This is a genomic window from Streptomyces sp. NTH33 (assembly GCF_003236365.1).
GTDB lineage: Bacteria > Actinomycetota > Actinomycetes > Streptomycetales > Streptomycetaceae > Streptomyces.
This window is the reverse complement of sequence record NZ_POTZ01000185.1, coordinates 1-12,648: the sequence shown is the minus strand read 5'-3', so window position 1 is coordinate 12,648 and position 12,648 is coordinate 1. Positions and strand designations below refer to the sequence as shown.

10 protein-coding genes are annotated in these 12,648 nt (G+C 73.3%); 5 read left to right on the top strand and 5 right to left on the bottom strand.

The annotated features are described in order from the left end of the window. The 4 genes from C1I97_RS18765 to C1I97_RS18750 all read right to left on the bottom strand — a co-directional run. A partial coding sequence (locus tag C1I97_RS18765; protein WP_441349127.1) for a DNA-3-methyladenine glycosylase family protein occupies positions 1 to 957 on the bottom strand: 957 nt, incomplete at its 3' end. Positions 958 to 1,028: 71 nt separating this feature from the next. Beyond that, positions 1,029 to 2,363, bottom strand: a complete 1,335-nt coding sequence (locus C1I97_RS18760; RefSeq protein WP_111004366.1) for a coenzyme F420-0:L-glutamate ligase — start codon at positions 2,361 to 2,363, stop codon at positions 1,029 to 1,031. Further along, entirely contained in the window at positions 2,360 to 3,319 is a 960-nt protein-coding gene (gene cofD / locus C1I97_RS18755) for a 2-phospho-L-lactate transferase (protein ID WP_111004365.1), read from the bottom strand. Before cofD ends, C1I97_RS18760 begins: the two co-directional genes overlap by 4 nt. A gap of 87 nt (positions 3,320 to 3,406) precedes the next feature. Next, entirely contained in the window at positions 3,407 to 3,934 is a 528-nt protein-coding gene (locus tag C1I97_RS18750; RefSeq protein ID WP_111004364.1) for a cysteine dioxygenase, read from the bottom strand. Between the two features lie 667 nt (positions 3,935 to 4,601). Between C1I97_RS18750 and C1I97_RS18740 the strand changes: the two genes are divergently transcribed. From C1I97_RS18740 to C1I97_RS18730, 3 genes are all read left to right on the top strand, one after another. After that, positions 4,602 to 4,865: a WhiB family transcriptional regulator gene (locus tag C1I97_RS18740; RefSeq protein WP_109380992.1), complete on the top strand. Its 264-nt coding sequence runs from the start codon at positions 4,602 to 4,604 to the stop codon at positions 4,863 to 4,865. A gap of 179 nt (positions 4,866 to 5,044) precedes the next feature. Beyond that, positions 5,045 to 8,788, top strand: a complete 3,744-nt coding sequence (locus C1I97_RS18735; protein WP_111004363.1) for a glycosyltransferase family 2 protein — start codon at positions 5,045 to 5,047, stop codon at positions 8,786 to 8,788. Beyond that, on the top strand, positions 8,785 to 10,338 hold the full coding sequence (locus C1I97_RS18730; RefSeq protein ID WP_111004362.1) for a DUF5719 family protein: 1,554 nt from the start codon (positions 8,785 to 8,787) through the stop codon (positions 10,336 to 10,338). The genes C1I97_RS18735 and C1I97_RS18730 overlap by 4 nt, the downstream gene beginning before the upstream one ends. A gap of 28 nt (positions 10,339 to 10,366) precedes the next feature. Here the strand turns inward: C1I97_RS18730 and C1I97_RS18725 are convergent, their stop codons facing one another. Then, the gene (locus C1I97_RS18725; protein ID WP_111004361.1) at positions 10,367 to 10,816 is read right to left on the bottom strand and encodes a metallopeptidase family protein; all 450 of its coding nucleotides are present in this window, start codon (positions 10,814 to 10,816) and stop codon (positions 10,367 to 10,369) included. A gap of 309 nt (positions 10,817 to 11,125) precedes the next feature. Between C1I97_RS18725 and C1I97_RS18720 the strand changes: the two genes are divergently transcribed. Both C1I97_RS18720 and manB read left to right on the top strand, forming a co-directional pair. Further along, positions 11,126 to 11,503 (top strand): DUF3499 domain-containing protein, encoded by a 378-nt coding sequence (locus C1I97_RS18720; RefSeq protein WP_181446789.1) that lies wholly within the window; start codon positions 11,126 to 11,128, stop codon positions 11,501 to 11,503. A 164-nt stretch (positions 11,504 to 11,667) separates the two neighbouring features. Continuing rightward, positions 11,668 to 12,648 (top strand): phosphomannomutase/phosphoglucomutase (manB, locus tag C1I97_RS18715; protein ID WP_111004360.1); only part of this gene is annotated, 981 nt, incomplete at its 3' end.

Sequence of the window (12,648 nt, the reverse complement as noted above, 5' to 3'; positions counted from 1 at the left end):
CCGCTGCCCCGCATACGGCTCGAGCAGGCGCAGCATCTCCGCGTCGTCCGCCCTCCGGTTCCCCGCCAGCGCGAACCCCACGATCCCCGGCAGATGCAGATCCCCGACCGTCACCGCATCCGCCGCCCCATGACTGCGCTGCACGGTCTCCGCCGACGTCCACGGCCCGATCCCGGGCACCAGCTCCAGCCGTTCCCGCGCCGCCGCCGGAGGCATCCGCACCGCCTCCTCCAGTCGCGCGGCGACCCGCACCGCCCGCAGCACCGTCGACGCCCGCTTGTCGTCGACCCCGGCCCGGTGCCACTCCCACGACGGAATCAGCGCCCAGGTCCGCGGCGCCGGCATGACGTACATCCGACCGGGCGCGGGCCCCGGCGCCGGCTCCCCGTACTTCCGTACGAGCACCCGCCACGCCGCGTACGCCTCGGCCGTCGTCACCTTCTGTTCCAGGATCGACGGGATCAACGACTCCAGCACCAGCCCGGTCCGCGTCAGCCGCAACCCCGGCCGCCGGTGCCGCGTCAGCGCCAGCAGCCGGTGCCGCGGCGTGAACAGGGACGGGTCGTCGGCGGCCCCGAGCAGATCGGGCAACTGCTCCAGCAGCCACTCGGCCCCCGGTCCCCACGCCTGCCCACGCACCTGCCCGCCGTGCGCGGACACCCGCAGCGTCCCGGGCCCGAGCGGCGTCCGGCCGGCCCGCCACACCGACCCGTCGGGCATCGCCCGGAACGTGGGATCACCCGGTCCCCGCCGCAGCGGCCCGAGCACCAGCCCCAGGTCCAGCGCTCCGTCCGGCACCCACGTCCGCACCCGTCCCGGCGCGGCGGCCTGCCGCGGCACATCCGGGGACGCGCCTCCGGGCGCGCCGATCTGCCCACCGGGCACGGGCATGGGGGCACCTCCCACGCCGTCAAGGCTGTGGGGGAGGGTGGGCCGCGGAGCGAAACGTCCTGCCACGAAGGAGCTCCAGGAGAGCCGAAGGTACCGAAGAAGCTCCACGAGCCTAGGCGGTCATGCGGACGAAGCGGTCACAGCGAGACCACGAACGCCGCCGCGTCCCGCTCCGGCCGCGGCTTCGGCGGCCCGGCCGGATGCCCGACCGCGACCGCACCCATCGGATCCCAGTCCTCCGGCAGCCCCAGCACCCCGCGCACCACGTCCCGGCAGAACATCGTCGAGGACACCCACGCCGAGCCGAGCCGCTCCCCGGCCAGCGCGACCAGGAAGTTCTGCACCCCGGCCCCGGCGGCGACCACGAACATCTCCCGCTCGGCACCGTCCCGCCGCTCGTCGCCGTACACGTGCGAACCGTCCATGACGAGGCACGGCACCACCAGGCAGGGCGCGTTGCGCAGGACGTCCCCGCGCCGGACCCGCTTGGCGATCGACTCCTCGCTCTTGCCGTCCCGCCGCAGGTCGGCGATCCAGGCGTCCCGCATCGCGTCCAGCAGGCGCGTCCGCGACTCCTCCGATTCCAGCAGTACGAACCGCCACGGCGTGGTGTGGTGCGGCGCGGGCGCGGTCACCGCCGCGGCCACCGCGCGCCGTACCGCGCCCGGGTCGACCGGTTCGTCGGTGAAGGACCGTACGGTGCGCCGCTGGGTCACCGCCTCCCGTACGGCCTCGGAGGTTCCGAGCCGGAACATGTCGTCGTGCGCGTCCCGCACCATGGCCCGTGCTCCCTCCCCGTGTTCCTCGGTCACCACGTGTCCCAGCCCGCGTACCACGGCGACGGGCAGCCCGGCGGCCTTGCCCTTGACCAGGTCGCCCGCGGCGGCGAGTTCGTCGGCGGTGGCGACGACGGTGGCGCTGAGCGGGTTGCCGTGTGCGTCCGTGCCACCGCGCAGGTCGTCCAGCGCGCGTACGCCCGCGGCGCCGATGGCGACGTCCGTGAGCCCGGTGCGCCAGGGCCGGCCGAAGGTGTCGGTGACGAGCACCCCGACCGTGACCCCGAGGGCGTCGCGCAGGCCGTCCCGGATGGCGCGCGCGGACGCGTCCGGGTCCTCGGGTAGCAGCAGCACCGTGCCGGAAGGGGTGTTGGAGGCGTCGACTCCGGCGGCGGCCATGACGAGTCCCTGCCGGTTCTCCACGATCCGCAGCGGTCCGCGCCGGGCCACGACCCGTACGGTCTCCGCGTCGATCGCGGCCTCTCGGTCGGCCGCCTCGACGATCCGGCCCTCCGCCTTGGAGACGATCTTCGAGGTGACGAGGAGCACGTCCCCGTCGGCCAGAGCGGGCTCCGCGGCGGCGATCAGCTTCACCAGGTCGTCGCCCTGCTCCACCTCGGGAATCCCGGCCACCGCCCAGACCCGGAACTCCGGGGCGGACGCGTCCGCCCGCGCGTGCGTGGTCGTGCCGCTCATGCCCCCCGCACCTCCTCGGCCAGTGCCAGCGCCTCCCGCGCCATCCGGGCGGTGGCGTCGACGTCGGTCATCATCAGCGGCACCGCCCGGCACCGGACGCCGGCCGCCTCGACCCGCTCCACCGAGGCCGCGTCGACGGTGTCGACGAGCCAGCCGTCCAGCAGCCCCGAGCCGTAGTGCTCGGCCACCGCCGCGGCCGTGGACTCCACGCCGACCGCCGCGAGGACCTTGTCGGCCATGCCGCGCACGGGCGCGTCGCCGACGATGGGGGACAGGCCGATCACCGGTATCCCGGCGTCGGCGATGGCCTCCCGGATGCCGGGCACCGCGAGGATCGTGCCGACGGAGACGACGGGGTTGGACGGCGGGAAGAGGACCACGTCCGCCTCGGCGATCGCCTCCAGCACCCCGGGCGCCGGCTTCGCCTGTTCCGCGCCGACCGGCACGACCGCCTCGGCCGGCACCGACGCCCGCAGCCGCACCCAGTACTCCTGGAAGTGCACCGCCTTGCGCTCACCGTCCAGCTCGACGGCGACGTGCGTCTCCACGCGGTCGTCGGTCATGGGGATGAGCCGCACCCCCGGCTTCCACCGGTCGCACAGCGCTTCGGTGACCGCGCTCAGCGGATACCCGGCGCCGAGCATCTGGGTGCGCACGATGTGCGTGGCGAAGTCCCGGTCGCCGAGGCCGAACCAGTTCGGTCCGACGCCGTACGCCGCGAGCTCCTCCTTGAGGTGGAAGGTCTCGTCGGCCCGGCCCCAGCCCTGCTCCTCGTTGATGCCGCCGCCGAGCGTGTACATCACCGTGTCCAGGTCCGGGCAGACCTTCAGCCCGTAGAGGTGGATGTCGTCGCCGGTGTTGCCGATGACCGTGACGTCCGCGTCCGGCACGGCCCGCTTCAGACCGCGCAGGAACCGGGCACCACCGATGCCGCCTGCCAGAACCACAATGCGCATGGGGACAAGTCTTGCAGGCGGGTACGACAACGTGGCATACGGCCACTGCCGCGGCACACGCTCCTTTGGGCACGCCCCCGGCGGACCTCAGGTGCTGACGGAGCCCAGCGGATCGCGGGCGGCCCCGGCGCACCGGGCGGAGTGCGCGGAGTGCGCGGAGTGCATGGGCATCTCGGTCAGGCCGGGGAAGTACACGTGCAGGCTGACCGCCGGCTCCAGCGTGTCGTTGACGACCTCGTGCGTGTACCCCGGCGCGAACACGCGCTGCGCGCCGGCGCCCAACGCGCGCGTGCCGCGCTCGGTGCGCTCGGTCAGCTCGCCGTCCAGGACCGTGAGGACGCCGGAGGAGGGGCCGTGGCCGTGCAGTCCGCTGCCCTGCCCGGGCACCCAGGACAGCAGCCACACCTCGTAGCCCGGCCCGGTGCGCAGCCGGTGGTACCAGCGGGTCGTGGCGTCGTAGCGGACGAGGTGCTCCCAGTGGGCGCGGTCGGCGGCGATGGAGCGGGCCAGGCCGGCGAACTCGGCCACGGTGGCCGGGTGCTCGCGCGGGGCCTGGAGCAGGTGCGGGACTTCGAGGATGTCGCCGGCGATCTGAAGGTCGCTGTCGCTGTTCATGAGGGTGGGGGTTCCTCGGTGAAGGGGTGAAGGACGGCGGGAGGGAACGGGCGTCGAGCGCGGAGGGGCTCGGACGACGGCTGGAGCACGCGTGCGCGTGTGGGGCTCAACAGCCGGAACAGCAACAGCTACAGCGAGCGTGGGCAGCACCGGGGGACCCGGCGGTGCGGGTCGTGGTGAGTGCCGAGTTCGCGAGCATGCCCACCAGGACAGCGGTTCACACCATCACTGTCAACTCGGCGCCCGGAATGTGGGACATGTTTCACCTCATCCGGTTCATCTCGCAGGCGAAAGGTTTGCTCACGGGCCGACCGGGACACATGGCGCACATGCCGGGCGCGCAAGCGCCGTTGCGATCCCGTGATCCGACCGTGATCCGGGTCGCTTCGGTGCGCGTGTCGGAACGAGATCGAAGGCCTGGGCGTCCTTCCCCGTGCGGGCTCCGTACAGGGGTGCGAAACCCTCGGGGCCTCGGCTGCGTGTCTGGGTTTATGCTGATTTGAACACTTTCTGGAGGGGCTTGGTTCCGGAGAGTGAATAAGGGGCCCAATAGCAGATCTCGGCTTGACTCGCCCGGAGCAGCACACTTGTAATTTCACACGTGTCGTTCAGCCGGGACAGGTAACGGCTGCGTCACGGGGACGCGAAAGACAGACGAGGGGCGCACATGACCGAGCTGGTGCAGCAACTGCTGGTCGACGACGCGGACGAGGAACTCGGCTGGCAGGAGCGCGCGCTGTGCGCCCAGACCGACCCCGAGTCCTTCTTCCCCGAGAAGGGCGGCTCCACGCGTGAGGCCAAGAAGGTCTGCCTCGCCTGCGAGGTCCGCTCCGAGTGCCTCGAGTACGCCCTCGCCAACGACGAGCGCTTCGGCATCTGGGGCGGCCTGTCCGAGCGCGAGCGGCGCCGGCTGAAGAAGGCGGTCGTCTGACCGCACGCACCGCGCCCATCCCCATACGAACGTCACGAACGGCCTGTCGCAGGTGGGTTATCCACAGGCGGCGGGCCGCACTCCTGGCCAGCCGATAGTGTGGTCGCTCGTCCGAGACGCCCCTGCCCCCACCAGGCACAGGCGTCCACCGCAGTCCACCGAACCGGGGCCGTATCTCGATGTCCGTGCACAGCCATACGGCAGCCCACTACGACGTCGCTGCCGCAGCGCCGTCCGATCCCGCGCACGCGACGGCGTCCGACCCGAGCCGCGCGCCGGAACACCCGCGGCACGTCGTCACCGCCGTGCTCGTCTCCCACGACGGCGCCCGCTGGCTGCCCGACGCGCTCGCCGGCCTGCTCGGCCAGGAGCGCCCCGCGCAGTACGCCGTGGCGGCCGACACCGGCAGCGCGGACGACTCCGCGCAGGTGGTCACCGACGCCCTCGGTGCCGACCGCGTGCTGCACCTGGCCCGGCGCACCGGTTTCGGCCAGGCCGTCGAGGAGGCCGTCCACGCCGCCCCGGTCCTCACCCCGGACGACCTGCCGTACCTCAAGCGCCCCAGCGGCTGGGACCCCGTCACGCGCGCCTGGCGCGACGACGCCTACGACCTGCCCGAACTGCCGTACGGAGAGCCGGTGCAGTGGCTGTGGCTGCTGCACGACGACTGCGCCCCCGAACCCGACGCCCTGGCCCAGCTGCTGAGGGTCGTCGACAACGAGTACGAACTCGGCCGCGACGACGTGGCGATCGTCGGCCCCAAGCTGCGCGGCTGGTACGACCGCAGGCAGCTGCTCGAAGTGGGCGTCAGCATCGCCAACTCCGGCCGTCGTTGGACCGGCCTGGACCGCCGTGAACAGGACCAGGGCCAGCACGACCACGTACGGGCCGTGCTGTCGGTGTCCACCGCCGGAATGCTGATCCGGCGTGACATCTTCGAGGAGCTGGGCGGGTTCGACCGCAGGCTGCCCCTGATGCGCGACGACGTCGACCTGTGCTGGCGCGCCAACGCCGCCGGTCACCGCGTCCTGATCGCCCCCGACGCCGTCGTACGACACGCCGAAGCGGCCTCCCGCGAGCGCCGCACCGTCGACTGCGTCGGCCGCACCGCCGCGTCCCCGCACAAGGTGGACAAGGCCGGCGCCGTCTACACCCTGCTCGTCAACGCCCGTACGGCAGTGCTGCCCTGGGTGCTGCTGAGGCTCGTGCTCGGCACCCTGCTGCGGACGGTCGCCTATCTCGTCGGCAAGGTACCGGGACAGGCCGTCGACGAGATCCGCGGCCTGATGGGCACACTCCTGCGGCCCGAGCGGATCGTCGCCGGCCGGCGCAGACGCGGGAAGCCACAGGTCGACAAGGGCGAGATACGACCGCTGTTCCCACCGCCGGGCGCCACCGTCCGCGCCACGGTCGAACAGGTCGCGAGCAACCTCGTCGGCCGCTCCGACCCCGAGGTCTCCTCGGCCGGCCGGCACGGCAGCGCGGTCGAGTCCGGGCCCGGCGGCGAGGACGCCGACTACCTGGAGATCGAGCAGTTCGCCCGCCTCAAGCGCATCGCCCGCAAACCCGGCCCGGTGCTCTTCCTGGCGCTGCTGATCGTCTCCCTGGTCGCCTGCCGCGGCCTGCTCGGCGGCGGCGCGCTCGCAGGCGGTGCCCTGCTGCCCGCCCCGGCCGACTCCTCCGAGCTGTGGTCGCGCTACCTCGACTCCTGGCACCCGGTCGGCGCCGGCGGCGCCTCGTCCGCGCCGCCGTACCTGGCGATGGTCGCGATGCTGGCCTCCCCGCTGCTGGGCTCGACCGGTCTCGCGGTCACCGTCCTGCTGATCGCCTCGGTGCCGCTGGCCGGGTTCACGGCGTACTTCGCCTCCCGCCCGCTCGTCCCCTCGCGCCTGCTGCGCGCCTGGGCGGCCGTCGTCTACGCCTTCCTGCCCGCGACCACCGGCGCGCTGGCCGGCGGCCGCCTCGGCACCGCGGTCCTGGCCGTGCTGCTGCCGCTCATCGCCCGCGCGGGCGTCGCGGCCGGCGGCCTGGCCAACGCATCCGGTGCCCGCGGCAGTTGGCGCGCCACCTGGGCGTACGCCCTGCTGCTGACCGTCACCACCGCGTTCACGCCCATCGTGTGGCCCATCGCGCTCCTCCTCGGCCTCGGCGTGCTGGCCGTGCGCCGTGACGACATCGTGGCGTACGCACCTCGCTTCCTGGCCCAGTTGGGCACCCCACTGCTGGTCCTCGCCCCCTGGTCGCTGACGCTGCTGCCGTTCGGCTTCTTCAGGGAGGCCGGGCTGGAGTACGGCTCCTCGGCCGCCTCCGCCCTCGACCTGCTCGGCGCCGGCCCGGGTGGCCCCGGCACGGTGCACGGGCTGATGCTCATCGGCATCGTCCTGGCCGCGCTGGCCGCGCTGCTGCGCGCCGGGCGCCAGTTCGCGATCTGGACGGCCTGGGCGGTCGCCCTGGTGGCGCTCGCCTTCGCGGCGCTGTCCAACGGCTCCCCCTGGGCCGGCCCGGCCACCCTCGTCTACGGCCTTGCGCTCCTGGCCGCCGCCGTGCTCGGTGCCGACGGGGCACGCGCGCGCGTGGCCGAGCAGAGCTTCGGCTGGCGTCAGCCGGTCGCCGCACTGGTCGCCTTCGCCTCGGCCGCGGGCCCCCTGCTGATCGTCGCCGGCTGGATGATCCGTGGCGCCGACGGCCCCGTTCAGCGGCGCGACCCCGTGCAGGTGCCCGCGTTCGTCGCCGAGGAGAGCAACACCCGCGACCAGGCCCGCACCCTGGTCCTCGACAGCGACTCGCCCGGCCACGTCGGCTACATGCTCGTCCGCGGCTCCGGCGCACGCATGGGCGATGCCGAACTGGCCGAGGCGAACGGCGGGAACAGCGCGCTCGACAAGGTCGTCGCCAACCTCGTCGCCGGCTCCGGCGCCGACCAGGCCGGCCAGCTCGGCGGCTTCGCCGTGCGCTACGTCTTCGTCCACAAGGGCGCGCCCCGCGAGGTCAGCCGCGTCCTGGACGCCACGCCCGGTTTGACCCGGCTCAGCCAGCAGGACGGCAGCGCCCTGTGGCGGGTGAACCAGGAGGTGTCGCGCGCCGCCGTCGTGTCCGCCTCCGGCTCCGGCACCGCCCAACCGGTCGCCGCCGGGCCGGTCGAGATCCACACCACGATCCCGTCCGGGGCCGAGGGCCGCGTGCTGCGCCTGGCCGACTCGGCCGACGAGGGCTGGACGGCCACCCTGGACGGAAAGCCGCTCGCCCGCATGACGGTGGACGGCTGGGCCCAGGGCTTCAGACTCCCCGCCTCCGGCGGGAAGCTGGACGTCACCTTCGACGACCCGATCGGCCACACCGCCTGGCTGTGGGCCCAGGGCGCGCTCGCCGCCGTCCTCGTCGTGCTCGCCCTGCCCGGTCGGCGCCGTGACATCGACGACGACCTGCCCGAGGCGGAGCTCGTCCCCGCCCAGGCCGTCGCCGGGGAGGGCCGCCGGGCCCGCCGGCTGCGCGCCCAGGCGGAGGCCGAGGAGGCCGGCCAGGAGGAGCAGGAGAGGCAGGGGGACTTCGAACCGGGACCGGAGGGACCGGACACCATGCCTCCTCCCGCTCAGGAGGAGGTCCCCGCCGCCGTCCCGCACCAGCAGTCCTACGGCGAGTGGGACACCACCGCGTACGCGGGGGCCGGAGCCGAGTACGGCGCCCACGGCGGCGAGCACTACCAGGGCGCCCAGCCCCAGCAGTACCCCGCGGGCGCCTACGACCAGGCGTACCCGGCCGACCCGTACCACGGCGGCCAGTACGACCCGTACGCGTACGGCGGCCAGGCCCCCTCGGCGCCGTACGACCAGGCGTACCACCAGGGGTACGAGGAGCCGTACGACCCGGCCCACCACCACCCGCACGGCAACGGCAGTGAGCGCCCCGACGGGAGCCAGCAGTGAACCGCACGACCCTGTCCCTGATCGCCGCCGTGACCGCGCTCGCCGCCGTCACCGGATTCGCCGCGCTGAACACACCGGACGCCCCGGGCGCCGGCTCCGCCCAGGCGGCCGCCCAACTGCCCGTCGAGCGCACGACCCTGGTCTGTCCGACGCCGAGCAGCTCCGACATCGCCGACACCTCGTACACGTCCTTCACCCCCGTGACCCAGGGAGCGGACAGCACGGGCAAGGCCCAACTCAGGCCCGCCACCGGGCAGTCGGCGGCAGACGCCGGCAACGGGAAGGACGGCTCCCAGAGCAGTTCCAAGGACGGGAAAAAGGACGAGGGCAAGGACGGCGGCGGCAAGAAGCAGGCCGTCAAATCCGTCCTGGAGCCCAAGGAGCCCGGCACCCCCGTCACCGGCGACATCTCGGGCGGGGACGCCCCCGCGCTGATCGGCACGGCCGAGGGCAAGTTCGCGCCCGGCTGGACGATGCAGCAGACCACCGAGGTCGCCGTGGGCGCCGGCCGCGGCCTGCTGGGTGTCAACTGCACCGCTCCGGACACCCAGTTCTGGTTCCCGGGCGCGAGCACGGCCGCCGGCCGCTCCGACTACGTCCACCTGACCAACCCCGACGACTCCGCGGCCGTCGTCGACATCGAGCTGTACGGCGAGGACGGCGCCGTGAAGTCGGCCGCCGGAGAGGGCATCACCGTTCCGCCGCACTCCAGCGAGCCGGTCCTGCTGACCACGCTCGCCGACGCCCCGCAGGAGGACCTCACCGTGCACGTGAGCGTGCGCAGCGGCCGGGTCGGTGCGGCCGTGCAGGCCCTCGACGACAAACTGGGCGGCGACTGGCTGACGGCGTCCGCGGACCCGGCGGACAGCCTGGTGCTGCCGGGCATCCCCAAGGACGCCACGTCCGTACGGCTGGTCGCCTTCACACCGGGGGACTCCGACACCGACCTGAAGGTGCAACTGGCCTCGCCGTCCGGGCTGATCACGCCCGCCGGGCACGAGACGGTCCGCGTCAAGGGCAGGATGACGACCGCCGTCGACCTCGGTGAGATCACCCGCGGTGAGGCGGGCTCGCTGGTGCTCACGCCGGCCTCGCAGTCGGTGCCCGTGGTCGCGGCGCTGCGGATCGTCCGGGGCACGGGCGACAAGCAGGAGACGGCGTTCATCCCGGCGGCGAGTCCGCTCGAGACGCGCGCGACCTCGGCCGGCAACGGCGCCGAGGGCTCGACGCTCTCGCTGACCGCTCCCACGGCCGCCGCGCAGGTCAAGGTCACCGCCTCGGCGGGCAGCGGAGGCGGCGCACCGGAGTCGAAGACCTACACGATCAAGGCGGGCAGCACCCAGGACATCGACCCGCCGGTGCCGTCCGGTCTGAAGGGAACGTACGCCCTGACGGTGGAGCGCCTGTCCGGCGGTCCGGTCTACGGGGCGCGGACCCTCGAGGCGACGCGCGCGGGCATCCCCGCCTTCACGGTCCAGACGCTGCCGGACGACCGGGGCACCGTGGCGGTGCCGCGGGCGGAGCAGGACCTGTCGGTGCTGCAGAAGTGAGGCGGGTGCCCCGGACGGCGCCCCGGGCTCAGTCCTCGCCGTACCGGGGGTCCACCGTCTCCGGGGTCAGTCCCAGCAGTTCGGCCACCTGCTCGACGACGATCTCGTGCACCAGGGCGGCCCGCTCGTCGCGCCCCTTGGTGCGGATCTCCACCGGCCGCCGGTAGACCACCACGCGCGCGCGTCGCCCGTCGCGTGAGGCGATCGTGCCTCCGAGCGGCACTGCCTCGTCGCTCCAGGGCTGCCCCGGCCGGTCCAGCCGCGGCACCTCCACCACGAGGAAGTCGATGTCGGCCAGCTGCGGCCACCGCCGCTCCAGACGGTCCACGGAGTCCTGCACCAGGTCCGCGAACACTTCGGCACGGCTCGCCGCGAGGGGCACCTGCGGCGGTGCGATCGGGCCGCGCATGCCGCGGCCGTGGCGATCACGTCGTCGAGGCCCGGGGCCGGTGGCACGGGGCGGTACACGGTTGTCCATCACTGCTGAAGGGTAGTCCCCGGCGCCCGCGCGTGCCTGGCCTCGACGGCCTGTCGTCCGGTGACCGTTCCAGCCAAGATGGGGCTCGATTCCGTATCTCTCCAAGACCGTTGATCTCAAGACAATTGGCGGTGTTTGTACCCGGTCGTGACCGGATCACGTGGTGTTCGAAATGTCGACAGGGGTGTCCGTGCAGGTCAGCGAAGTGTGACAGAAGGTGCGTGCCGGGTGTTTCACCCCGCGACACGGTGGAGTGACCTGACGGAGAGTCGTCGCGGCCCGCTCAAGAGTGCGGTACCGTCCAATATCGTGAGCCCTGTACGTCGCTGTTCGCGCACCGCTTGCGGCCGTCCCGCCGTAGCGACGCTGACGTACGTCTATGCCGACTCCACCGCCGTCCTCGGCCCGCTCGCCACCTACGCCGAACCCCACTGCTACGACCTGTGCGCCGAGCACTCCGAGCGCCTCACCGCCCCCCGCGGCTGGGAGGTCGTCCGCCTTCTCGACGGCTCGGCTCCCGCGCGGCCCAGCGGTGACGATCTGGAAGCGCTTGCCAATGCCGTGCGCGAGGCGGCCAGGCCCCAGAAGCGGGCGGCCGAGGCCGGTGGCGGCGGCCCGCGCACGGCGGACCCGATGGAGGTCGCGCGCCGCGGCCACCTGCGCGTACTCCGCTCGCCGGACAACTGATCACCGGGCAGCCGCGGGCTTTCGTCACCGGGCCTTCGCCCGCCACCCGTCGCCGTACCCGCGCAAACGCTTGCGTCCACGGCATGTGCCCGGTCCCTGACGCCACCACTCTCAGCAGGCACCGGTAGCTTGTGGTGACCGATAGGACTCCAGAAGGGCTGGCCGTGGCTGCTGATCTGTCGCAGATCGTGAAGGCGTACGACGTACGCGGAGTGGTCCCGGACCAGTGGGACGAGTCACTGGCCGAGCTCTTCGGGGCGGCCTTCGCCGAGGTGACCGGCGCGAGCGCCCTCGTGACCGGGCACGACATGCGGCCCTCCTCACCCGGCCTGGCCCGGGCCTTCGCACGCGGGGCGGCGCGGCGCGGCGTGGACGTCACCGAGATCGGGCTGTGCTCCACGGACCAGCTGTACTACGCCTCGGGCGCCCTGGACCTGCCGGGTGCGATGTTCACCGCCTCCCACAACCCGGCTCAGTACAACGGCATCAAGATGTGCCGCGCGGGCGCCGCTCCCGTCGGCCAGGACTCGGGCCTGGTGGAGATCCGCGAACTGGTCGGGAAGTGGCAGGAGTCGGGCGCCCCGGACCCCGCGGGCCGGCCGGGGACGATCACACAGCGCGACACGCTGGACGACTACGCGGCACACCTGCGCTCCCTCGTCGACCTGACCTCCGCCCGCCCCCTGAAGGCCGTCGTCGACGCGGGCAACGGCATGGGCGGCCACACCGTCCCGACGGTCCTCGCCGGGCTGCCCGTCGACCTCGTGCCGATGTACTTCGAACTGGACGGCACCTTCCCCAACCACGAGGCCAATCCGCTGGACCCGGCCAACCTCGTCGACCTGCGCAGCCGGGTCCGCGCCGAGGGCGCCGACATCGGCATCGCCTTCGACGGCGACGCCGACCGCTGCTTCGTCGTCGACGAGCGCGGTGAACCGGTCTCCCCGTCGGCGATCACCGCCCTGGTCGCCGCCCGCGAACTCGCCAGGAACGGCGGCAAGGGCGTGATCATCCACAACCTCATCACCTCCTGGTCGGTCCCGGAAGTGGTGAGGGAGAGCGGCGGCACGCCCGCACGCACGCGCGTGGGTCACTCCTTCATCAAGGCCGAGATGGCGCGGACGGGCGCGATCTTCGGCGGCGAG